Genomic DNA, 20,658 nt, shown 5'->3' with positions numbered 1-20,658 from the left:
AACCACCCAACAATCTGAAATCTGCAATCGCCAGCCGTCATATGCGGTGGCGGAATATTGGAGCTATGGAAAATGGCAGAAGCAAAAACCACGACATTCGGCAAACTGCTGATCAAGCTGGGCGACGGCGCGGATCCGGAAGTGTTTGCACAGCCCTGCGGGATGACCTCGAAGTCGCTGACCTTTTCGAAGAATACCGGCGAAACGTTGGTGGTCGATTGTGACGATGAAGATCAGGTGACCTGGCTGGAGCGCAACGCCGAAAGTCTCTCGGCCTCAGTCTCCGGTGACGGCGTTCTGGCAGCCTCGTCCATCCAGCCGTGGTGGGCGGCTTTTGCCAGTACCGAGGCGATCAACTGCGAGCTTTCGATCCAGTACTCGACCGGCACCATGAAATGGACCGGTCCCTTCCACGTCACCAGTTTTGAGATCAGCGGCGAAAAGAGCGGCGATCCGAAGGTGAAGTCTGCAATCCAGATGGACAGCGCCGGTGCCATCGAAAACGAATGGGTTGCCGCCTGATGCGTGACGCGCGGATTGAACAGCCCTTTGGAGACGGGACTTATCCGTTCCGTCTCGGCTACGGACAAATCACCGAACTGCAGGAAAAGTGCGATTGCGGCCCCATGCGGCTGCTTTCGCGCCTGCAATCCGGTGACTGGAAGATTGAAGACGTTTTCGAGACCGTCCGCCTTGGCCTGATCGGCGGTGGTATCGAGCCGAAAGAGGCTCTGAAGCTGGCCGGTCGCTATGTGAAGGATCGGCCGCCGCTTGAAAATCACCCACTCGCCTTGGCAATCGTGTTCGCCGGTTTGGCCGGTGCCCCGGATGAAACCGTGGGGGAGTGACCAGCGCTGGCGCTGAAGAACGCCTTGATGATCTGCCAAACGGCAAGATCCGCATGGCGAAAATCTACGGCGCTGGCGCGGCAATGGGATTCAGCCCGCAAGAGGTCAATGCCATGAGCGTCTGGCAGTTCTCTGCAGCGCTAGACGGCTACATCAAGGCCAATTCGGCCGAAGAAAACGATCAGACAAAGCTGACAGACGGTCAGGCCGAAGAAATTTGGGTCTGGCTTCAGGAGCTGGATTAGAAGTTGAATACGAGTATTTATGTTCTAGTTATTTTCTAAATATAAATATGGTTTTTACAATAATTATTACAACGATAACTATCGGTATCGTGTAAATCATGGATTTCAATCTTTGATATGAGTATCCGTGATAATCTCCTTTCTCGACAACGAGAAGGTAGAATGCAAGAAATAGAGGATAAAATACTATTATTCCCCATTCTTGCTTTGTGGCCGTACGCACAGATATAAGAATCTTTCGTAGTGTCTGCGAAATCGAATTCATAACTTTATTTGTGGTTGAGCGCCTCAGAATGGTTCGCAATAGTGCGCTCTGCACTGCGCGACCTCAAGTGTGTTTGAGGTGACGGTCAGTTCGTTTCTGGTACTCAAAGAGGGCAATAGCCGCCCTTTGCGCCTCCCTTCTTCTCAATTTTTGGATACAGAAAAGCGGACAGCCTCTGGTTGTCCGAAGGTGAATACATGGCCGCCACGGACCTTGAACAGCTTGTCGTGCAGCTTTCCGCTGACGTCAACAAGTACGAAAAGCGGCTCGCCAAAGCCAACGGCATCACCAACAAGCACCTGAATGCGATCCAGAAAAAGGCCGTTGCCATGGACCGCCGTCTTGAGGGCCTCGGGGCGAATGCGTTCAAGGGGCTGCTCTATTCCACGACGGCGCTTGCCTCGGCGCTGTCAGTACGTGAAGTCGCCCGCTATGCCGACGCCTGGACGGAAGCAAAGAACGCGCTGGCTGTTGCCGGCGTTGTCGGCCAGGATCAGGTTCGAACGCTTGATGCACTGTATCAAAGCGCTCAGGATAATGCCGCGCCGATCACGGCGCTTGCCGATCTGTTCGGCAAGGCGTCGCAGGCCAATGACAACCTTCAGCAGTCGCAGGCGCGGCTGCTCAAGTTCACCGATGGGATTGCCACCGCGCTGAAGGTTGAGGGCAAATCGGCGGCGGAAGCCTCCGGTGCTCTGACGCAGCTTGGTCAGTTGCTCGGCTCGGCCCGTGTCCAGGCTGAGGAATTCAATTCGATCAACGAGGGCGCACGGCCCATTCTGATCGCGGTCGCCAATGGCCTCGATGAGGCCGGCGGCTCGGTGTCGAAGCTGAAGCAACTGGTCAGTGACGGGGAAGTGTCGGGGCGGGCGTTCTTCGACGCCTTCATGAGGGGATTCCCGACCATCGAAAAGATGGCGGCGAACTCGACCCAGACGATCGCGCAGGGCGTCACGAAAGTGAACAATGCGCTCACCAAATATATCGGTGAGACGGATAGCAGCCTTGGAGCGTCGCAGCGGCTTATTTCCGGTCTTAACGCTCTGGCTGACAATTTCGATCAGACGGCCGATACGGTTCTGGCACTTGCCGGTGTGATCGCCGGTGCTTTGGTCGGTCGCTCGATTGCGGGCATGCTGGTCAAGCTTGGCCTTGCCGGCACGGCGTTGACGAAATTTGCAGCCGCCATGCGTTCGGCCATGGCTGCGGGTAGCCTGTCCACGGCCCTCGGGGGTATGAGCGCGGCGGCCGGGCCGCTTGGCCTGCTGATCGGCGGAACGCTTGTCGGAGCGCTGACGCTTTATTCGCGCCAGTCGCAGGAAGCAGAAGCCCGGACCAAAGCCGTCAATGCCGAACTAAAACGGCTGGGCCTTGTTGCCGAGGAAGCCGTACCGAAGCTTGAAAGTGTAACGGAAGCGGCCGAAGGTCTCAGCGATGGCGAGATTTACCGCAAGGTGAAGATGCTTGCCGACGAGTACGACCGCCTGAGCAATATGGGCGAGGGCTTTCTCGGCTGGTTCCGCGACGACGATGCTCTTGGCGGTATTGTCGACAAGGCAAAGGACCTGACGCACCAGTTTGAACGCGGTTCGGTCGATCTGAATGCTGTCTTTGGTATTCATGACATGGCCCGCGATCTTGAGCGGGGTCGCGTCGGGTTCCAGGACGTCATCAACAAGATGCGGGAAATCCGGGCCACAGAAGTTTCTCAGCCGGTCGCAGATCTTGCCTATCAGACAGAAAGGACGGCGCAGAAGCTCCAGAACCTCAACGGGGCAAAGGCCGCCAGCGAGGTGAATGGCCTGAAACGTGAACTCGAGGAAGCACGCAACAGTTTGCTGGACTTCAGTCAGGCGATGCCCATCTCGCTCGACCAGCGCGAGGCGATCGCTGACATTCTCGATGACTTCGACGGCACAAAAGAAGGCGCGGCCGAAGCGCGACGCGCGCTTGAAACGATGGCCGACGCCAACCCTGATGCCGCCGGTTATATAGCCAAGCTGGCGCCGATCTTCGGAATGCTCCAGAAGCTTGTCGATAAATCGCGGGAGTTCATGACACTTCTGGATGCTGCCAATGTCAGCGCTTCGGGTGGACTGAGTGGCAGTCAGGTGTCTGCTTACGAGCAGTACAGCCAAAGCCGCTCTGAAGGCGAGAAAATGGTTCAGATCGGCAAAGACTATGCCGACGAAATCGAGCGCCAGAACAGCCTGTCCAAAGATCAGCTGGCACTGGATCGCGAAAAGGCCAGGATCAAGAAGGACATCGAGGGCAAGGGCGGCTTCCTTCCTGATGATGAAATCGCCAATCTTGCCAAGAGCTCATTGGCAGCCAATGCCCGCAGAAGCGCTGGAGGGAGTGGCGGTGGCGGTGGCAGTGAAAACGCCTATGACAATGCCGTGCAGTCAATTCGGGAACGCACGGCGTCTCTCATGGCCGAAAAAGAGGCGCAGCTGGCGCTCAACCCTCTTGTCGAGGACTATGGCTATTCGCTGGAAAAGGCCCGGACCGCGCATGAATTGTTGAGCGCTGCCGAGGCTGCCGGCCTGAATGTCGATGCCAATCTCCGCAAGGCTATCGAGGATCTGGCGCATGGTTATGGCGAGGCTGCAGCTGCAGCGGAAAAGGCTGCCCGTGAGAATGAAGATCTTCGCCAGTCGGTGGATGACTTCAAGGCATCGGCCAAGGAAGTAACCGGCGGTTTTGTTTCCGACCTGATGAGCGGTGTCAGCGCTGCAGATGCGTTGACCAATGCGCTCGGACGGGTGGGTGACAAACTGCTCGATCTTGCGCTGAACGACTTGTTCAATACCGGCGGACCGGGGCTTGGCAGCTTCTTTGGTGCCATTTTCGGTGGCATCGGCAAGGCGGATGGTGGTGCGGTTCATGCCGCCACAGGCGGACGCATTGACGCCACGGGCGGCGGCAGCCTGACCGGCCCCGGTGGATCGCGTGGCGACAAGATACCGGCGTGGCTCTCCGATGGGGAATACGTTATCAATGCCAGGGCCGCAGGCAAGTATGCGCCATTGCTGGAAGCGATCAACAATGGTGAAGGGCTGAAGCTCGCCGATGGCGGCATCGTTCACAATGCCGCTTTGCCAAGGTTGCCGATGAAGGCCCTACGGACAGTGCAATCGCGCGGTTCGGTGTCAAATTCGGTGAATATTGGCGACATCAATGTGACGGTCCCGGAAAGCACGGATCCGAAGGATGCTGCCGCTATGGGTCGCGCGTTCCGAAAACAGATCGATGCAGCCATCGACGCGCGGATTCAGGACAACAGCCGTGCACGCGGCATGCTCGCCGGAGGGCCGTTCTGATGGCAGACAAATTCAATCCTCCGAAACCTCCGTCAGTTGAAAGCACGCGGGATACAGAGTTTCGCGTGCTCGAAAGCAGTTTCGGTGATGGCTATAGCCAACGCGCCGGAGCAGGTCTGAATGCCGAAGGCGTGACGTTCAATGCGGTGTGGTCTGTTCTGTCTGTTGCGCAGGCCGATCAGATCGAAACCTTCTTTCGCGCACATGGTGGTTATCGTGCCTTTGAGTGGAAAGCGCCGCGTGATGCGAGGCCTCGGCTTTATCGTTGCAAGACGTGGAAACGCGGCTTTCGTGGAAGCGGTCATGACACGATCAACGCGACGATTGAGAGGGTTTACGACCTATGACCCTGATTTCCGAAAATGCGCAGTCGCTTGCCGTTGGTGACATCATCCATCTTTATGAACTGGATGCCTCGGTGATCGGCGGGGGTATCTATCGCTTTACGTCCTCAGCCTTCGAAGAAGCACCGGTGTCCTGCGGCGGTCATGTCTATGAACCGACCCCGATTGAAACAGACGGCTGGGAAATGTCCTCGCAGGGTACCATGCCGCGTCCGACGCTGAAAGTTGCGAATGTCTCGGGCGTATTGTCTGCCGTCGTCAACGAATTCGGCGATCTGGTCGGGGCGACGTTTCGGCGTATTCGCACCTTCCGGCGGTTTCTGGATGGAATGGAGGATGCGGATCCTGATGCGCATTTCCCCATCGATGTCTATCGGATCGAGCAGAAGACCAACCAGAACCGCGTCTATATCGAATGGACGCTGGCGGCCGCGATGGATCAACAGGGGCGCAAGCTGCCGGGCCGGCAGGTCATCCAGAGTGCCTGCACCCATACCTACCGGCGCTTTGATCCGGAGACCGGCACGTTCGATTATTCGAAAGCAACATGCCCTTATGCCGGTTCGGCCTGTTTCGATGCAAAGGGCAACAGCGTGGCGCGGTCGGAGGACCGTTGCAGCAAGCTTTTGCAATCGGGCTGTGTGAAGCGTTTCGGCCATGGCGATCTGCCGACGCGGGCGTTTCCCGGTGTCGGGCGAGCCAATACCTGAGAAGGCAGCAATCATGTTTGACGATGATGTCGTGCGGGATGCCCGTGCGCATGCGCTCGAGGTCTGGCCGCAAGAAGCCTGCGGCGTGGTGTCCGGTGGCCAGTATAAACGGATACCGAACATTGCCGGGGATCCGGAAAACAGCTTTGAAATGCCTGCCGAGACCTGGCTGAACTATCAGCCGGAGGCGGTGATCCACAGCCACAATGCAAAGCTTCACCCGCATTGCCCTTCAAGGGCTGATATGGAAATCCAGATTGTTGCCGGCATTCCGTTCGGTATCGTCAGCTGTGACGGTGAGGTGACCACGCCGGTTTTGTGGTGGGGCGATCATTGCCTTGACGCGCCGCTTCTGGGACGGTCATTCGTGCCGGGTGTCTTTGACTGTTACGGGCTTGTGCGCAGCTGGTATTGGCAGGAACGCGGTATCCGTCTGCCGGACTTTGCGCGCTCGAAGGTCTGGTGGGAAGAGGGTGAAAGCCTTCTGGCCGATCATTTTGAAGAGGCGGGCTTTCGGCAGATCGATGTCGGTGAAGCCCGCCCCGGTGATGTGTTCTTCATGCAGCTTGTTTCAAAGGTGCCGTGTCATTCCGGTATTCTGCTGGAAAACAGCCTTTGCCTGCATCACCTCGACGGCAGGCTGTCACGGCGTGAGCCGGTCGGGCCGTGGCTGAAGCGGGTTACGCATTGGCTACGGTATCGAAGTGCAGTCAACCAGCGATTTCACGACGCGCCAGATCGGCCAGAAATGCCGAGCGGGTCAGGCCATGAGACTTGGCATACTGATCCACGGCAGCCAAAAGGCCGGCATCCATGGTGATGTTGGCTTTCGTGGTCCGGCCACTCAACTGAACCAAAGGAACGGCCAGAAGAAACGCGCCCTCGGCAAGGTCATGGGCGACTTCATCATCGGCGCGAACAGCATCGAGCGAACGTGCATCTGGAAGGGCTTCCCCTTCCAGATGGAGCGTCAGTGCCTCACTGGCATTGGCCAGAAGGTCGTCCATATGGTCGGCGGCTGAAAAGCAACCGGGAACATCCGGGAAGTGTACGCCAAAAGCGCTGTCACCTTCCTGATGAACAACTGCAATGTAGTAACGCATGGCGCTTTCCTTTCCTTACAGCCAACCGGCCTGTTTATAGATGTTCCGCACAGTACCGATTGGCAAGTCCTTCTTGGGGTGAGGCACCGTAACGGTCTTGTCACCCTTTTTGAACTTGTGGTGGGAACCTGTGACTTTCACCAGTTCGAAGCCATCGTTTTCCAAGTGCTTAATGATCTTGCGGCTGTTGGTGTCCATCAATTCAATCCCTTTTATGCGTATATATATACGCCTATGCGAACTAACTTGCAAGGCTTTATGCGCATAAAAATACGTATTGGGTAGATAATGAAAAGAACCATCCACCTTCACGGTGCACTCGCGCGGGAATTTGCCCCGACCTATCGCCTTGATGTTTCCAGCGCGGGCGAGGCCGGTGAGGCACTGGCCGCTGTGGTGCCGGGGTTTCGGGACTATGTCACCGACCGGAACTTTCGTGTCCTGCGTGGCGATCCGGAAACGGGCATGGCGCTCGGCCCGGATGAGCTGGGCTTTCAGCTGGGCAGCGCAGATCTGCATATCGTGCCGGTGGTGGCTGGCGCCGGCAATCGCGGGCTGGGCAAGGTCATTGCCGGCGTTTTCCTGATCGGGGCGGCATTCTTCATGCCTGCCTCGCTGACAGGGGTGGGCGTTCTCGGCACGACGGTCGGCGGTGCAATGAAGGGGCTGGGCATTGCCATGGCAATGGGCGGCCTCGGCCAGATGCTGTCACCGGCTCCGAAGATGGCCGGGAACGCGGAAGACCAGTCGTCCTACCTGTTCAACGGCGGTGCCAACGTGACCACGGAAGGCGGTCCCGTGCCGCTTGTCTACGGCCAAAAATTCCGGGTTTCGCCGGTGTTGATCGCCGCCGGGCTTTCCACCGAAGACGTGGCACTCTGATCTATCGGGAATACATCATGCAACATATGCGAATTTCCGGCCAGGGCGGCGGGAAGGGCGGCAAAGGTGGCGGCTCGGGCGGTTATAACGAGGCCCCGAACACACTGCGCTCGAAACAGACCATGCGGCTTTTGTTTCTGGTCAGCGAGGGCGTGACCGGCGGGCTGAAGGATGGCGCAAAGTCGATCTATTTCGATGATGTGCCGGTGCAAAACAGCGATGACACCTTCAACTTCGAAGGCGGTACGTTCGAGACCCGCAATGGCTTTCCCGATCAGGCGGCCCTGTCCGGATTTCCGGCTGTCGAGAACGAGCAGGGCGTCGGCGTCGAGATCAAACAGGATCTTTCGGCAACGCGTGCGATCACCAATCTGTCGGCAACGGCCGTGCGTGTCTCCATTCAGGTGCCGCAGCTGATCTATACCGATCCCGATAACGGCAATGTCAAAGAGAATTCGGTCGATATTGCCATCGATCGGCGCACAGAGGATGGCACTTGGCAGGAGGCGCGCACCGATACGATCTCGGGCAAGTGCACCTCGCCCTATGTCCGGGCCTACCGGGTCCCGCTGGACGGGGCAGGGCCGTGGTATATCCGCGTGCGCCGGCTTTCCGAGGACGCCAACGGCACCACGTCGAACAACCAGACCTACTGGTCGTCCTATACGGTCATCGAAGACTACCGGCTGACCTATCCCGATAGCGCCATTCTCGGCGTCACGCTGGATGCGGCCGAATTCGGCGGCAGCGCGATCCCGACCGTCTCGGTGGATTGGTCCGGTATCGAAATCGCCGTGCCATCGAACTACGACCCGGAAACGCGGTCCTATGCCGGTGTCTGGGATGGCACCTTCAAACGCGCTGTCTCGGATAACCCGGCATGGATCTTCTATGACCTCGTGGTCAATGACCGCTATGGCCTTGGCCAGTATGTCGATGTCGGGCAGGTGTCGAAGTGGGCGCTCTACGAGATTGCGCAATATTGCGACCAGCCGGTCGATGATGGCTTTGGCGGGCAGGAACCGCGCTACACTTTCAATGGTGCGATCACCTCGCGCGATGAGGCGATCAATGTCCTGACGGCCTTTGCCGGTGTGTTCCGGGGCATGGTCTATTGGGGCACCGGTGCGGTGACGGCCGTCTGCGACAAGCCGGCCGATCCGGTCAAGCTGGTATCGCAGGCCAATGTGGTGGACGGCACATTCAGTTATCAGGGATCGGCGCTTTCGGCTCGCCACACGCAGGTGCTGGTCCGCTGGTTCGATCCTGAGAACAACTACAAGCCGGCGATCGAAGTGGTCGAGGATCCGGATGCGGTTGCACGCTATGGATCGCGGCAGACAGAGATCCAGGCCATCGGCTGTTGCTCGCGCGGGCAGGCACATCGCTATGGCGCATGGCTGCTGGATACAGAGCAAAACTCGACCGAAGTGGTGACCTATCGCGCCGGACTGGATCATGCCGACGTTGCGCCCGGCGATATCGTGCTGGTGGCCGATCCGTCCTATGCCGGCGTGCGCTATGGCGGGCGGATCAAGGCCGTCTCCGATGATCTGACGGCGATAACGGTCGATGCCCCGGTGATGCTGAATGATGGCGAGGCCTACACGCTGACGGCCGTCATGCCGGATGGTTCGCTGGCTGACAGGGCGGTTACGACCGGGGAAGGGGAAAGCGATGTTCTGGCGCTGGCGGCAGCTCTGCCGGATAGACCGGTCGCCGGTGCGATGTGGATCCTGACCGGCTCGGATGCGGCACCACGGCCATTCCGGGTTCTGTCGATCACGGAAAACGACAAGCACCAGTTCGATGTCTCGGCCCTGATCTATGACGAAACCAAATGGGATCGCGTCGAGAAAGGACTGCAGCTCGAACCGCCATCGTTCTCGACCTATCCGACCGGGCCGCTTCTGGCGCCGTCGCATATCAATGTTGCGGAATATCTTTACCTGGCTGGCGGCGTTTCCGTGCGCGGGGCCGTCACCATCGGCTGGTCGGCGCCGGATGATACGCGGGCCACGCTCTATGAGGTCGAATATCGTGAGCAGGGCGGGATCTGGCTGCCGGTCGGTTCAACGACCAGTGTCTCGATCGATCTGCAGGACCTCGACCCCGGTGTTTACAGCTTCCGGGTTCGTTCCGTCTTTTCCTCGCTCAATCAGCGATCAAAATGGACGGTGCTTGAAGCGATCTATCTGTCGAGTGTTCTGTCGCCACCGGGCAATGTCGCGCGCTTCAACATTGCTGTGATCGGGGATATGGCGACACTGACATGGTCGCCGGTCGATGCACTCAACCTGTCGCATTATGTGATCCGCTATTCGCCGGAGATGACGGGCGTGACGTGGCGCTCGTCCGGTGCCCAGCTTGGTCATGTCGACGCCACCAGTGTGCAGATCCCGACACGGCCGGGAACCTACCTGATCAAGGCGGTAACCCGGCAGGGGATCGAAAGCCCGTCTGCCACCTTCATTCAGACCACGGTCGGGGCAACGCCGACGAATGCGATTGAGCGCTTTGTCGAGCAACCGACATGGTCCGGGACACTGGATAATTGCTTTGCCGGTGAACCGGGCCTGCGGCTGGCAAATGCCGGAGATGATATCTACGCCGTGGTCCAGGCCGGAACCTATGTCTCGGCCCGCACCATTGATCTTGGCTCTGTCTATACATCGCGGATCACGCCGGTTCTGTCTGTCTATGGGCAGGAACTGGATGAGACGATGGATAAATGGCCGCTGCTGATCAACCTCGATGGCATGGTCGGGGCGGATCCGTCGAAGTGGAATGCCGTAATGGAGATCCGCACCACGGATGATGATCCGGACGCCTCTGATGCAGTCTGGACAGACTGGCATGAGGCGGCGACCGGCGATGTGGCCGCACGGGCCTATCAGATGCGGCTTCAGCTATCATCGGCGGATGAGAACATCACGCCAATTGTTGCGCGGGCTGCACTGACGGTCGATATGCCCGACCGGATACTGAGCGGCAACAATATCATCGTGCCTGTTGCCGGAAAGCGGATTGATTTTGATCCGCCTTATTACGGGCTGACCGGTGTTTCGATCTCGGCGCAGGGCCTTCGCTTCGGCGACTTTTACGAAATCGCAAACAAGGATGAGAGCGGGTTTGACCTCGTGTTCAAGGATCAGTCCGGCGCGTCGGTTCAACGCTCGTTTGACTATGTGGCCGTTGGCTACGGAAAGGTGCATTCATGACGCAATATGAGAATGTGACGATTGATCCGACCGTCACCAACGGTTCGCAGTTGGCGGCCAATATCAACAGCTGGCGCAAGGCCGCATTGACATTGCACAGTGGTGTCGAGCGGCCATCCTATGCCAGTGCCGGAACCATGTGGATCAGCACAGCGTCCAGCCCGTGGAAGCTTTGCGTCTATGACGGCACGGATGATGTCGTGATCGGGGAGCTGAAGCCTGACGCCCATGATTTCGTCAGTGCCGGTGGCACAGACTACACCAATGATCTGATGACCGCAGGCGATGCAGCAGAGGCCCGCAACAAGCTGGAGGCGGTGGCAAAGTCGGGTGACACCGTGACCGGTGAGATCAAGGCCAGTAACGATCGAAACTTCCGAATGATGAACGGTGACCGGGGTGTGTTCTGGCACCTGAATTCAACTGACATTTATCTGATGATCACAAATTCTGGCGATCAGAATGGGGCATGGAATGACACGCGAGCGATCCGGGTGCGCCTTTCGGACGGTTTTGTCTGGTTCAACAGAGCGAGATGTAACACGAACTTTGAAGTCGGTGCTGCGCGTTTCGAGACAAACGGCAATGCAGTGGGTTCGGTTTGGAATAATTGGGGTGCTGGAGATGCCTACACCGCTATCGGTAAACGCATCGAAGACCGGGTAAACGGCCGGGCCACCGCCGGTGCCCGTGTCCAGCATGATAGTGGCACCTATGAAATCGGTACAGTGACGACCTCCGGTAACACAGTTGACTGTTCGGGAGGGATGTTCGTTACAGGGCTACGTTGTCAGAACTGGGACTGGGCTGTCAGAGAAATTTATGTTCGTGCCAAATATGCGAGGAATCAATAATGGCGACAACAATCACGCCCGACAGCGCCAATGCGCTCAATCCGGACCTTGATCACGATACGCTCGGCTTTCTACTGACACTTGCCTATCCTGGCTCTGAGCCAGGTCGGGATTTCCGCACCGGTCATATCGTTGATGATGATACCGGCGGGCGTCTCGGCTCGGCAGTGATCCTCGAATGGAACGTTGATGCGGATTTCCCATCGCCGGATGATCTGCATGCCATGCTTAATCAGCACCGGGATGCCGTCGCGGCGTTTGTTGAACGCCGAGAAAATCGCATGTTGCGCAACGCCGTGGATGCCGAACGTGACCGGCGCATTGCAGATGGCTTCCGGTTCGGCGGTGTCGTCTACCAATCCCGCCCCGGCGATATCGACAAGATCTCGCGTTGGGCAGCATCTGCCCGATCTGCAACAGAGGCAGGCGCGGTTGCCGGTGACTATCGCTGGCACGGTCAGGACTATGACTTTGCATGGATCGCGGCAGACAACACCACACACAAGCTTGATGCACCTGCCATGGTCGCGCTCGGTGAGGCCGTTCTGGCACATGAACAGGCGCATGTGCTGGCAGCCCGGCAGATCAAGGATATGGATCCGGTCCCTGCCGATTACGAAAACGACAGCTACTGGCCGGACTGACCGGCACTAACTCTTCTCAAAGGACAATCGAACATGGAAATCACCACGGTATCCAGCCGTGGGCGCGCTTTCGTGCGCCTTCATGAAGGCAATCCGCTGACCGCCTATCTCGATCCGACCGGCACGCCGACGATCGGGACCGGATTCACCATGAATTCTGCCTATTGCAGACGCGAATTCGCAAAGCTCGGGATTACAAAACTCATTCCCGGCAGGACGAAAATCACCGCCGAACAGTCCGACCGGATCCTGCGCACGGTCATCGACAACGGCTATGGCAAAGAGGTTGTTGCCAACTCGCCTGCCGATCGGACGCAATACCAGATGGATGCTGCGACCTCGGCCGCTTTCAATCTCGGTGGCCGCATTGTCAGCAAATGGCGCTTCGGAAAGCTTTGGCGTGCTGGCAGGCTGAAGGCAGCGGCCGACTATCTTGGCAGCCACTACAACACCTCCAAGGGCAAGCGCCTGCCCGGCCTCGTGCGCCGGCGCAAGGAAGAGGCGCTGCTGTTTGAACAGGGCATCTATACCGGCGTCGACACCGTTGTGAGCGCACCGGAAGGCGTGCCGCGTCAGGCAACCGACACAGCACCGGAAACGGGCGATCCTGTGGTGCGCGATGTGCAGGGAATGCTGAAGAAACGCGGCTTCGATCCCGGCACGATTGACGGCTGGTTCGGTGAAAACACCCGCAAAGCTGTTCTGTCTTACCAGATGGCCCACCCGCATCTGATCAATGACGGCATCATCGGCCCGGCCACCATCGCCCAGCTGCGCCGCGATATGAAGGCGCTGAGGGATGCGGCACAGAAATCCGGTGCCTCGGCCGCCGCCTCCGGCGCCATCGCATGGGCTTCCGGTCTGCCGGTGGGCTGGATCGTCACCAGTGTTGTCATCATCGCGGTTGGCTGGTTTGCCTGGCGCTACCGCGATGTGATCACGCGCCGGATCAATACGCTGACGGGCCATGAGGTGGAGGTATGATTCCGACCATAATCACATGGCTGGTCAAGCTTGGCGCGGGCGGCATTGTCGAGCGCGCCATCACGCTCATCGACAAGCGGGCCGAACGTGAAAACGACCGTGAGAGGATCCAGGCCGAACTGACGGCGGAATATCTGCGGCAGGTGGTCGAGGAAACCCGCATCATGGCGGATTACAACAAGGCCAAGCTGTCATTTCCGCTCTTCTGGGTTCTGGTGTTCGCCGTCGCCGGCCCGCTGATCCTTTGGGAAATGGCTGTTGTCATCGACAGTATCCCGTATCTCAGGGGGGTATTCGGGGATCAGCAGGTCTTTGACCTGCCGACCGGTGCATTGCAGGACGCCTATGCCGCGATGGTCAAGTGGGTGTTCTACATCGGCTCGGGCGTCGCCGGCTTCAAAGCAGTTATCAAGTAAACGGGGCAGGGTATGACGGTCGAGATCGCGCGTCAGCTGGGAGAGGTTCAGGGCAAGCTCGATGCCCTGATCCGCAAGGTGGACGAAAACCGCAGCGGCCACGAGGAAATCCACGACCGGCTGAACCATGTTGAGTATCAGAACGAACGCCTGCTCGAACAAAACAAGGCGCTGTCAGAGCGCCTCGGAGAAACCGAGGCGTTCGTTGCCGAATACCAGAAGATCAAGCAGATCGGCCGGGGCTATATCCTCGGCGCGGCCATGGCCGGGACCGGGTTCGGCGTGTGGCTTTCCGATGGGCTGATGCAGGTGCTGAAGGCATTGAAGGGCGGGTGAAGCATATTGGGTTCAACAGCGCTGTTTCTAGGCGGCAATATGAATGACTGAATTGCGCGCCCATTTCTGTCGTTGGTGGATTCTCGAGCCTTTTCCGTACACGAGATTGAGGCCTCGCCTCGGAGCGCGAAATCGCGGTTTCACATTTTTTAGCTTGCATGCATCCTCGCACAGACGAAGGTCTACTGCTCTCTCTTTGCTTTGCCATCCATCGTGTCGTATCCGTTGTGCATGTCGCCTCCTATGTCGGGCGTATGCGCGAAAAGGACAATTGAGACGGCGGTGGAGATCGTTCAGTGATGCTCAAGAAGGCGAGCGATCTCGGCCGCATTGGCTCGAATCCACGCTAGAAGGTCTCGGGTCGCGATGAGGCCCTCCTCGACCTTGTCTTCCTCCTGCTCGAAGGGGCGCATAGGATCTACGCCGGGCGTCTTGGCGCGAATGGAGAGGCTCCGCCCCGCGGTTTCCACCTGATAAGGCGTCCCCCTAAGGAGCCCGCTTGAACGTACCACCCCAACCTGGCTTGCCCGATGCGGGAACTGGGCATTGGTGTACTTACTTGCGACTTGGTTTCCGAATTCGTGCCTCAGCTTCATGTTGGGAAGCGCCGGGATGAGCATCCCATCGAAGATGCGCGTGATCGCCTGGGGTCCATTCGTCGAAGGCCGCACCTTCACGTCGGGCAGGATTTTCGAGGCCAATTGCTCGTAGGCGATCGCAAAGTTGCTCTTCTCTGCCACGGGGCTCGCGACCCAGCCACCCGACGTCCGTTTCCCGGCCAGGGCTTCAAGAAGCTCGATACGCACCGACAGCCGCCGCGACAGTTCCCCTTCTTGGATATCCACTAAGCGGCTCTCTAAGAAGGTGATGATCTCTTCGATCGTCACATCCGCCGCGAACGCCCCGTTGTGCTGTAAGCTTGCCATCTTGCCGGCCGGTGCCACGAGCACGGCGGCCGCCCTCTTGGGTCCTAGTTTGCGAAGCTGCGCCTGGACTTCGCCGAGATAGGACTCAGCCTGGCCGGTCTGGAACTCGGCGGTGACCTTGCTCTCCAGTAGCACACAGGCCTGCTGATCGCCGCCGGAGAACCAGCCCAACTCGACATCGGTCTGTCGGCCGTCGAGGCTGGCGCGGACAGGGCTTTTGCGCACGCGGATATCACCGGTTTCCGGCGGCACAAAAGCGGCCGTGATGCGGCTGAGAAGCCAATCGCGAAAATCGTCGGAGGACGAAAGCTCTTCGACGAGAAAGTTGTCAAGGTCCCTCTCTCGAACGCTGTCTCGATATGCATTTTCGCTCAACATATAACGTCACCTATTCCCCTGAATGGAATGAGGTTTGCTCGGCCTGGTCATCTTGTCAAACGCCGCGGCACCTTCGATCTCTTCTTCGAACATCTGGCATCACTTTCCTCGACGGCCGGTCTGGCTCAGATGTTCGATTCTAAAATCGTCCGCGCTCATGTTTCGGCTGCTGGCGCAAAAGGCGGCAGAAAGGTCAGGCACTCGGCCGGCCACGCAGCGGTTTCACGACCAGAATCTATCTGAAGACGGATTTCGACGGGTTGCTAATTGCGTTCGATCTGACTGGAGGCAAAAAAGGCGATGCTCCGCATCTCTGGATCCTGCTAGACCTCGGTCCTGATGCAACACATCGCGCGGCTGTCGTGGACAAGGCTATGCTAGCAAGGCTAACTGCAACACAGCCCGTTCTCGTGGCCTCATTCCAGTGATCCCGCATAAAACCAACGAGAAAGACAAATCCACCCGCTTTGCCAAGGCCATCTACCGAGGCCGCGCCCGCATCAAGCAGGCTGTCGGGAAACTTAAACGCAACCTTTCAGCCACCGTTTCAATCGCCGCAGCATTCAACCCCATCATATCCGTCCACACAGCCTAGCCAAAGATTGTCTGAGCGATTGAGGTGCGGCTTGTTGGTCCTGCAACCGCTGAGACTTTGCGGGGTATGGCACCAAGTGCAGAGAAGCGTTCACCAACTGATCCGAGTTGGTGTGGTAAACTATTTTTTTGACTTTAATGACGCGAGTTCGCGCTCGAGCGCAGCGATCTTTTCATCTTTATCTTCTTCATGAGCTTTTGACCTCATGCGCCATGCAATGATGTATGTAGCGAGGAAGGCAATAGCTGCGATCACCAAGCCGATAATTGTTTCTACTTCGGACGGCGAGCCAACAAGCGACATAAACCCGATGAAAACTAGAACAGCGACTACAACTGAAATGATCAACATTTTTGCTTCGTTCCCCTAAAGTTAGGGCTTAATCGTGCGCCTGTCGGCACATTTCAATGATCTATGGCGCGGCAACTTGCAGCTTGTCAAACTCGATATGAAGTGATTCAGCTTGTTTTAACAGGTCAAGATATAGCTCCGAAAGCAACTACGCGCCACCAAATGCGAATGTCCACTTTCTTGTTCGCGGAGGTGGATAGCCGACCGTCAGCAATCGGCTTCCATTTAGTCGTAGCTATGAACTCATAGCGCAAGACAGCATTTCGCATTTCTAGAAATTGAATAGGCCGGTGAAGCGAACACTTTACCGGCCTTTCTCTCTGCCCGGGTCCCGGGTGGCCTGCAGCCCGCCAAGGCTGCAAGCGACGGGTCACAGTCGCCAAACGTAGCCCCGTCCGGTAAGCACACAGAATCCTCACCGCACCCGGTTGCCTGCGCAGGCGACGCGGTGTGTGGCAGATTCGGACATATCCCACAATGCAAGGAATGATCTCGGTGCGGCCCGTGTCGCCGCCGGCCGCCTATCTTGGCGGCAAAAAACGTCTCGCCAAGCGCGTTTCCTCCATCATCGAACAGACCCCGCACGACCTCTACGCCGAGCCTTTTGTCGGCATGGGCGGCGTGTTCTTCCGTCGTTCTCTCGCTGCCCGCTGCGAGGTCATCAATGACTATTCCGGCGACGTGATCACGCTCTTTCGGATACTGCAGCGGCATTATCCGCAATTTCTGGAAGTGATGAAATTCCAGCTCACCTCCAGGCGGGAGTTCGAACGGCTGACCGCGACGGACCCGGCAACGCTCACTGACCTCGAGCGCTCCGCCCGCTTTCTCTATCTCCAGCGCCTTGCCTTCGGCGGCAAGATCATGGGCCGCAGTTTCGGCGTTGATCGCCATGGGCCGGCCCGCTTCGATCTGACGCGTCTGGGACCTATCCTCGAAGAAATTCATGAACGTCTATCCAGTGTTGTCATCGAGAACCTGGACTGGCGCGCCTTCATCGATCGCTATGACAGGGAAGGGGCCTTGTTCTACCTCGATCCGCCCTATTATGGCTGCGAGACCGACTACAGCAGGGACAGCTTCAAGCGCGCCGATTTTGCCGAAATGGCGGAACGGCTGGCCGATATCAAGGGACGGTTTATTCTTTCGCTGAATGATCGGCCGGAAGTGCGGGAAATCTTCTCGGCTTTCGAGTTTGCAGATGTGAAGCTCGACTATACGGTCGGCAGCGGTGGGCAAAAGGCAGTGGGCGAGGTGATCATTGTCGATCGCGCCGATGATACGCAGGAACGGAATTACCCTTTGTTCTGACGTGTGAGCAGGATAGGGGAATTCTGGCCAATTTGGTTTACACGACCTACAAAAAGTTCAATGTTTCTGTGAAGGGCGGTTTACAGCTAGATTGTCCAAAGCCCCTGCGCTCAAGGGGATTCATCGTGGCCTTCTAAGCCGACGGTCGCAGGTTCGAATCCTGCAGGGGTCGCCAAGTTTTTCAGGTGGTTAGGCTTATTGCGCTGCACAAATGGTAGCCGGTTTACGGGCTGGTTTACAATTTCCGTAATCAGGTACCGCCTTATAGCACGGCTCATGCAACAATCCTATTTGCCTGTGTATCTCCTGCGTTCCCTGAGAACCGCCTGATAGTTCGAGAGCAGGATTATTGCACCGCCGAGGAAAACCCAAAGGTCGATGGCTTCGCCATAGGCGTAGTAACCAACAATGGCCGCCAGGGGCACGCGCAGAAAATCGATGGGTATCACGACCGATGCTTCGAGCCTTTTGAGGGCCTGCGCCTGGCAGAAGTGGGCACTGAGGGCGCCAATGCCGGCGACCAGCATCCACGGCACATCGGTCCAGCTGACCGGCTGCCAGTCCGTGAGGGCGAAAACAAAACCCAAGGGTAGCTGGATCAGGATCATCCAGACAACAATCACACCGGGCGAACACTCGCGTGTCAGCTCTTTCACGCAGATCAGAGCCAGGGCGTAAAACGCAGCGGCCAGCAGGACGAGGCTCGCCGCCGGATCAATCATTCCAAGGCCCGGGCGTGCAATGACCAATACACCGAGGAACCCGCCAAGGGTGGCCAGAATGCGTGGACGGGTCAGCTTCTCCTTGAGGAAAAGCCAGGCGAAGAACGCGACCCAGATTGGCATTGTGAATTCCAGCGCGAAAACCGATGCCAGCGGCAGGAGGACGACGCCGATTGTCCAGAAATACTGCCCGGTAAAGTGGACGACATTCCGGATAATGTGCAGGCGGACCATTTTTGCCTGCCTTATCTCGGGCAGGAATTGTCTTGCCAGGACGATAATGATGCCCAAGCCGACCAGTGCGCGGAAGAACAGGACCTGCCTGATGGATAATGACGTGGCGAGTTCGCGGGAGCCAACGGACATCCCGATAAAAGCGGCCATGCTCAGTGCGACCCATATCAGGCCTTGTGAAAATTCTGCCCGGCTGCGGGGCTGATCCAGCTTGAGGTTAGCAGACATTGTGTTTCTGTTCTCGCTCGAAAGAGCGTCTGGAGACTGAGGCTTTGCGGGCTGATCGTTCACGGCGGATGAACAGCCCATTGCCCTTCAGGGGCAACAAACCGGATAGCGTGTTCAAAGAGGGCAGGGCCTAAAGCTCGGCCGGGTCCTGCGGCTGGTTGACCGATTCCACCGTCAGGCGGCAGACCCGGCCGTCTCGTGTCGTCCAGTCGATTGAATGCCCGGCTTTCAGACCGATCAACGCTGCGCCGATGGGCGTCAGAACGGAAATCTTGCCTTCAGCGATATCGGCCTTTCCGGGATAAACCAGCGTTACCTGTCGGTCTTCGCCGAGATCGGTCGTGAAATGAACAGACGAGCCCATACGCACCACATCAGTAGCAATGCGTTCGTCTTCAACGATACGAGCGCGTTCGAGTTCGCTGAGAAGAAAATCGGCGATCTCTGCATTCTGATCGGCAAAGCGTTCGGCAAGAAGCAGAAGGCGCTTGTGGTCGGTTTGCGTCAGAACAATTGCAGGTTTGCGCAGTTTCTTTTGGTTTGAAGGCATAGTCCATCTCCTTGCTGAGATCATCAGCAAAATGAACGCCGCGAGCGCGGGCGTTATCTCTGCTATTTAGGGATTTGTGTCGCTTGACAGGCGCTGTTTCGAGCGCCCGGTGGCAAAATGCCTGTGCCCCGCGACCGGGGCGCGACGCGACCAGGCCGGGGGCTATTTGCCTACGATGAGGCGAACCCGTTGAGAGCGGAGATGGAAACGCGTGTTGTTCATGAGCCAAGGTGTGGCTTTGAACTGACCTTGAGTCAACCCGGCATCTTTGTGCGAAGGTGCGTCGAAGTGTCTGGGAATGATTTCATCGAGGGGCCGCTTGTGTCAAAGCCGGCGGCCAATGAGCCGAAATGCCAGTGCTATTGTGTTGTCTGATGCCGTTGTTGTCGTCCGGGCGAGAAACTCGCAACGGAGCGCGGCGGGACATGCCGGACTACGGTATCAGCTTGGTTTTCGACCCGGCGCCGAATTCGGGCTGTGGCCTATCTGCCGCAGACAACCAGCCGTAGCGATCCAGACCTTCGATCATGCTTTCCTTGCCTTACGGGCAATCGCGGTCTTCAAGCACCGGCTTCGAAGCGACGGCGCTGGCGGGAGAAGCGCGGCCCTGAAAAGGCCGCGCAGCAGGACGGCGGATTTAGCCGTCATATTCTTCATCGGTAACATGCGCGCCCCAGTCAACGGCCGAGCCATCGACGGCTTTCTGAATGGCGTAATGGGTTACCGAAGTCGTATCGGTCGCGCCATGCCAGTGCTCGACATCCGGCGGGCACCAGACAACGTCGCCGGCGCTCATGATCTGCTTTTCCTGGCCGCGTTCCTGCACCCATCCGGTGCCGGAGGTCACGACCAGGATCTGGCCGGCCGGGTGTGTGTGCCATGCGGAGCGGGCGCCCGGAAGGAAGGTAACCTCACCGGCATTGACGTCGCCCATTACCGGCGGGAAAACCGGCGCCACATAGGCGGTTCCGGTAAAGACCTCGGCATCGCCGATTTGTCCGGCACGCTCCGCGTGGCGGCTGATTTCCATTGATTGTGCGAAGGCCGTCGGGGCGGCGGCGAGAAGGACAGCAAGTGTGAGTAGGGTTCGTTTCATTTCCGGTCGTCTCCTGTTCGTGAACACTGGGGCGGCCTGATGGCGCAACCTTGAGGGTTGGAATTCCAACCACGATCCGAACATGGCTCCCG

At 58.0% G+C, this 20,658-nt stretch carries 22 protein-coding genes; 15 read left to right on the top strand and 7 right to left on the bottom strand.

The genetic code is table 11. The features are described 5' to 3' along the window. Nucleotides 1-72: 72 nt before the first annotated feature. The 7 genes from ABID12_RS19860 to ABID12_RS19830 all read left to right on the top strand — a co-directional run bounded on the left by ABID12_RS19860 (nt 73) and on the right by ABID12_RS19830 (nt 6,555). Nucleotides 73-522 carry a phage tail tube protein gene (locus ABID12_RS19860; protein WP_354435798.1) on the top strand — a complete coding sequence of 150 codons (450 nt, stop codon included), beginning with the start codon at nt 73-75 and terminating at the stop codon, nt 520-522. Continuing rightward, the gene (locus ABID12_RS19855; RefSeq protein WP_354435797.1) at nt 522-848 is read left to right on the top strand and encodes a gene transfer agent family protein; all 327 of its coding nucleotides are present in this window, start codon (nt 522-524) and stop codon (nt 846-848) included. The genes ABID12_RS19860 and ABID12_RS19855 overlap by 1 nt, the downstream gene beginning before the upstream one ends. Then, nucleotides 845-1,093, top strand: coding sequence for a hypothetical protein (locus ABID12_RS19850; protein ID WP_354435796.1), 249 nt, complete (start codon nt 845-847; stop codon nt 1,091-1,093). The genes ABID12_RS19855 and ABID12_RS19850 overlap by 4 nt, the downstream gene beginning before the upstream one ends. Before the next feature lie 462 nt (nt 1,094-1,555). Continuing rightward, nucleotides 1,556-4,681: a tape measure protein gene (locus ABID12_RS19845; RefSeq protein WP_354435795.1), complete on the top strand. Its 3,126-nt coding sequence runs from the start codon at nt 1,556-1,558 to the stop codon at nt 4,679-4,681. Then, nucleotides 4,681-5,028 (top strand): phage tail protein, encoded by a 348-nt coding sequence (locus ABID12_RS19840; RefSeq protein WP_354435794.1) that lies wholly within the window; start codon nt 4,681-4,683, stop codon nt 5,026-5,028. The genes ABID12_RS19845 and ABID12_RS19840 overlap by 1 nt, the downstream gene beginning before the upstream one ends. After that, nucleotides 5,025-5,735: a phage minor tail protein L gene (locus tag ABID12_RS19835; RefSeq protein WP_354435793.1), complete on the top strand. Its 711-nt coding sequence runs from the start codon at nt 5,025-5,027 to the stop codon at nt 5,733-5,735. The genes ABID12_RS19840 and ABID12_RS19835 overlap by 4 nt, the downstream gene beginning before the upstream one ends. Nucleotides 5,736-5,748: 13 nt before the next feature. Beyond that, nucleotides 5,749-6,555 carry an NlpC/P60 family protein gene (locus tag ABID12_RS19830; RefSeq protein ID WP_354435792.1) on the top strand — a complete coding sequence of 269 codons (807 nt, stop codon included), beginning with the start codon at nt 5,749-5,751 and terminating at the stop codon, nt 6,553-6,555. On the opposite strand, the gene ABID12_RS19825 is transcribed toward ABID12_RS19830, so the two are convergent. Beyond that, nucleotides 6,446-6,838: a type II toxin-antitoxin system HicB family antitoxin gene (locus ABID12_RS19825; RefSeq protein ID WP_354435791.1), complete on the bottom strand. Its 393-nt coding sequence runs from the start codon at nt 6,836-6,838 to the stop codon at nt 6,446-6,448. The genes ABID12_RS19830 and ABID12_RS19825 overlap by 110 nt on opposite strands. Before the next feature lie 15 nt (nt 6,839-6,853). Next, the gene (locus tag ABID12_RS19820) at nt 6,854-7,036 is read right to left on the bottom strand and encodes a type II toxin-antitoxin system HicA family toxin (protein WP_106306088.1); all 183 of its coding nucleotides are present in this window, start codon (nt 7,034-7,036) and stop codon (nt 6,854-6,856) included. Nucleotides 7,037-7,126: 90 nt separating this feature from the next. Here ABID12_RS19820 and ABID12_RS19815 point away from each other — a divergent pair, with 90 nt between their 5' ends. From ABID12_RS19815 to ABID12_RS19785, 7 genes are read left to right on the top strand one after another with little or no spacing between them, the layout of a single operon-like run. Further along, nucleotides 7,127-7,720: a tail assembly protein gene (locus ABID12_RS19815; RefSeq protein WP_354435790.1), complete on the top strand. Its 594-nt coding sequence runs from the start codon at nt 7,127-7,129 to the stop codon at nt 7,718-7,720. 17 nt (nt 7,721-7,737) lie between these two features. Further along, the gene (locus ABID12_RS19810; protein ID WP_354435789.1) at nt 7,738-10,941 is read left to right on the top strand and encodes a TipJ family phage tail tip protein; all 3,204 of its coding nucleotides are present in this window, start codon (nt 7,738-7,740) and stop codon (nt 10,939-10,941) included. Further along, nucleotides 10,938-11,795 carry a phage tail fiber protein gene (locus ABID12_RS19805; RefSeq protein WP_354435788.1) on the top strand — a complete coding sequence of 286 codons (858 nt, stop codon included), beginning with the start codon at nt 10,938-10,940 and terminating at the stop codon, nt 11,793-11,795. Before ABID12_RS19810 ends, ABID12_RS19805 begins: the two co-directional genes overlap by 4 nt. After that, entirely contained in the window at nt 11,795-12,439 is a 645-nt protein-coding gene (locus tag ABID12_RS19800; protein ID WP_354435787.1) for an XkdW family protein, read from the top strand. Before ABID12_RS19805 ends, ABID12_RS19800 begins: the two co-directional genes overlap by 1 nt. Nucleotides 12,440-12,472: 33 nt before the next feature. After that, the gene (locus ABID12_RS19795; RefSeq protein ID WP_354435786.1) at nt 12,473-13,423 is read left to right on the top strand and encodes a glycoside hydrolase family protein; all 951 of its coding nucleotides are present in this window, start codon (nt 12,473-12,475) and stop codon (nt 13,421-13,423) included. Beyond that, nucleotides 13,420-13,839, top strand: coding sequence for a hypothetical protein (locus ABID12_RS19790; protein WP_354435785.1), 420 nt, complete (start codon nt 13,420-13,422; stop codon nt 13,837-13,839). Before ABID12_RS19795 ends, ABID12_RS19790 begins: the two co-directional genes overlap by 4 nt. A 12-nt stretch (nt 13,840-13,851) precedes the next feature. Beyond that, nucleotides 13,852-14,175: a hypothetical protein gene (locus ABID12_RS19785; protein ID WP_354435784.1), complete on the top strand. Its 324-nt coding sequence runs from the start codon at nt 13,852-13,854 to the stop codon at nt 14,173-14,175. Nucleotides 14,176-14,468: 293 nt separating this feature from the next. Here ABID12_RS19785 and ABID12_RS19780 read toward each other — a convergent pair whose 3' ends face one another. Further along, nucleotides 14,469-15,479 carry a hypothetical protein gene (locus ABID12_RS19780; protein ID WP_354435783.1) on the bottom strand — a complete coding sequence of 337 codons (1,011 nt, stop codon included), beginning with the start codon at nt 15,477-15,479 and terminating at the stop codon, nt 14,469-14,471. A 715-nt stretch (nt 15,480-16,194) separates the two neighbouring features. Beyond that, on the bottom strand, nt 16,195-16,425 hold the full coding sequence (locus ABID12_RS19770; protein ID WP_354435782.1) for a hypothetical protein: 231 nt from the start codon (nt 16,423-16,425) through the stop codon (nt 16,195-16,197). 486 nt (nt 16,426-16,911) lie between these two features. Here ABID12_RS19770 and ABID12_RS19765 point away from each other — a divergent pair, with 486 nt between their 5' ends. After that, complete coding sequence (locus ABID12_RS19765) at nt 16,912-17,736, top strand: DNA adenine methylase (protein ID WP_354435809.1); 825 nt, start codon at nt 16,912-16,914, stop codon at nt 17,734-17,736. 287 nt (nt 17,737-18,023) lie between these two features. On the opposite strand, the gene ABID12_RS19760 is transcribed toward ABID12_RS19765, so the two are convergent. The 3 genes from ABID12_RS19760 to ABID12_RS19750 all read right to left on the bottom strand — a co-directional run bounded on the left by ABID12_RS19760 (nt 18,024) and on the right by ABID12_RS19750 (nt 20,566). Further along, a complete protein-coding gene (locus ABID12_RS19760) occupies nt 18,024-18,920 on the bottom strand; it encodes a DMT family transporter (protein WP_354435781.1) in 897 nt (298 codons plus the stop codon). A gap of 130 nt (nt 18,921-19,050) precedes the next feature. Further along, nucleotides 19,051-19,470: a nucleoside diphosphate kinase regulator gene (gene rnk, locus ABID12_RS19755; RefSeq protein WP_354435780.1), complete on the bottom strand. Its 420-nt coding sequence runs from the start codon at nt 19,468-19,470 to the stop codon at nt 19,051-19,053. 637 nt (nt 19,471-20,107) lie between these two features. Next, nucleotides 20,108-20,566 (bottom strand): (R)-mandelonitrile lyase, encoded by a 459-nt coding sequence (locus ABID12_RS19750; protein WP_354435779.1) that lies wholly within the window; start codon nt 20,564-20,566, stop codon nt 20,108-20,110. Between the last annotated feature and the right edge of the window lie 92 nt (nt 20,567-20,658).

It is taken from the genome of Martelella mangrovi (genome assembly GCF_040545495.1).
In the GTDB taxonomy this organism is placed as follows: Bacteria; Pseudomonadota; Alphaproteobacteria; order Rhizobiales; family Rhizobiaceae; genus Martelella; species Martelella mangrovi.
Note: the sequence above shows the minus strand (reverse complement) of the source record. Positions and strands in the feature narration are given on the sequence as shown.

Coding starts and splice junctions, on each gene's coding strand:
- ABID12_RS19830 (WP_354435792.1), top strand. CDS start 5,749: ATGTTTGACGATGATGTCGTGCGGGATGCCCGTGCGCATGCGCTCGAG.
- ABID12_RS19805 (WP_354435788.1), top strand. CDS start 10,938: ATGACGCAATATGAGAATGTGACGATTGATCCGACCGTCACCAACGGT.
- ABID12_RS19810 (WP_354435789.1), top strand. CDS start 7,738: ATGCAACATATGCGAATTTCCGGCCAGGGCGGCGGGAAGGGCGGCAAA.
- ABID12_RS19840 (WP_354435794.1), top strand. CDS start 4,681: ATGGCAGACAAATTCAATCCTCCGAAACCTCCGTCAGTTGAAAGCACG.
- ABID12_RS19790 (WP_354435785.1), top strand. CDS start 13,420: ATGATTCCGACCATAATCACATGGCTGGTCAAGCTTGGCGCGGGCGGC.
- rnk (WP_354435780.1), bottom strand. CDS start 19,470: ATGCCTTCAAACCAAAAGAAACTGCGCAAACCTGCAATTGTTCTGACG.
- ABID12_RS19750 (WP_354435779.1), bottom strand. CDS start 20,566: ATGAAACGAACCCTACTCACACTTGCTGTCCTTCTCGCCGCCGCCCCG.
- ABID12_RS19760 (WP_354435781.1), bottom strand. CDS start 18,920: ATGTCTGCTAACCTCAAGCTGGATCAGCCCCGCAGCCGGGCAGAATTT.
- ABID12_RS19785 (WP_354435784.1), top strand. CDS start 13,852: ATGACGGTCGAGATCGCGCGTCAGCTGGGAGAGGTTCAGGGCAAGCTC.
- ABID12_RS19770 (WP_354435782.1), bottom strand. CDS start 16,425: ATGTTGATCATTTCAGTTGTAGTCGCTGTTCTAGTTTTCATCGGGTTT.
- ABID12_RS19860 (WP_354435798.1), top strand. CDS start 73: ATGGCAGAAGCAAAAACCACGACATTCGGCAAACTGCTGATCAAGCTG.
- ABID12_RS19835 (WP_354435793.1), top strand. CDS start 5,025: ATGACCCTGATTTCCGAAAATGCGCAGTCGCTTGCCGTTGGTGACATC.
- ABID12_RS19815 (WP_354435790.1), top strand. CDS start 7,127: ATGAAAAGAACCATCCACCTTCACGGTGCACTCGCGCGGGAATTTGCC.
- ABID12_RS19800 (WP_354435787.1), top strand. CDS start 11,795: ATGGCGACAACAATCACGCCCGACAGCGCCAATGCGCTCAATCCGGAC.
- ABID12_RS19855 (WP_354435797.1), top strand. CDS start 522: ATGCGTGACGCGCGGATTGAACAGCCCTTTGGAGACGGGACTTATCCG.
- ABID12_RS19765 (WP_354435809.1), top strand. CDS start 16,912: ATGATCTCGGTGCGGCCCGTGTCGCCGCCGGCCGCCTATCTTGGCGGC.
- ABID12_RS19795 (WP_354435786.1), top strand. CDS start 12,473: ATGGAAATCACCACGGTATCCAGCCGTGGGCGCGCTTTCGTGCGCCTT.
- ABID12_RS19820 (WP_106306088.1), bottom strand. CDS start 7,036: ATGGACACCAACAGCCGCAAGATCATTAAGCACTTGGAAAACGATGGC.
- ABID12_RS19825 (WP_354435791.1), bottom strand. CDS start 6,838: ATGCGTTACTACATTGCAGTTGTTCATCAGGAAGGTGACAGCGCTTTT.
- ABID12_RS19780 (WP_354435783.1), bottom strand. CDS start 15,479: ATGTTGAGCGAAAATGCATATCGAGACAGCGTTCGAGAGAGGGACCTT.
- ABID12_RS19845 (WP_354435795.1), top strand. CDS start 1,556: ATGGCCGCCACGGACCTTGAACAGCTTGTCGTGCAGCTTTCCGCTGAC.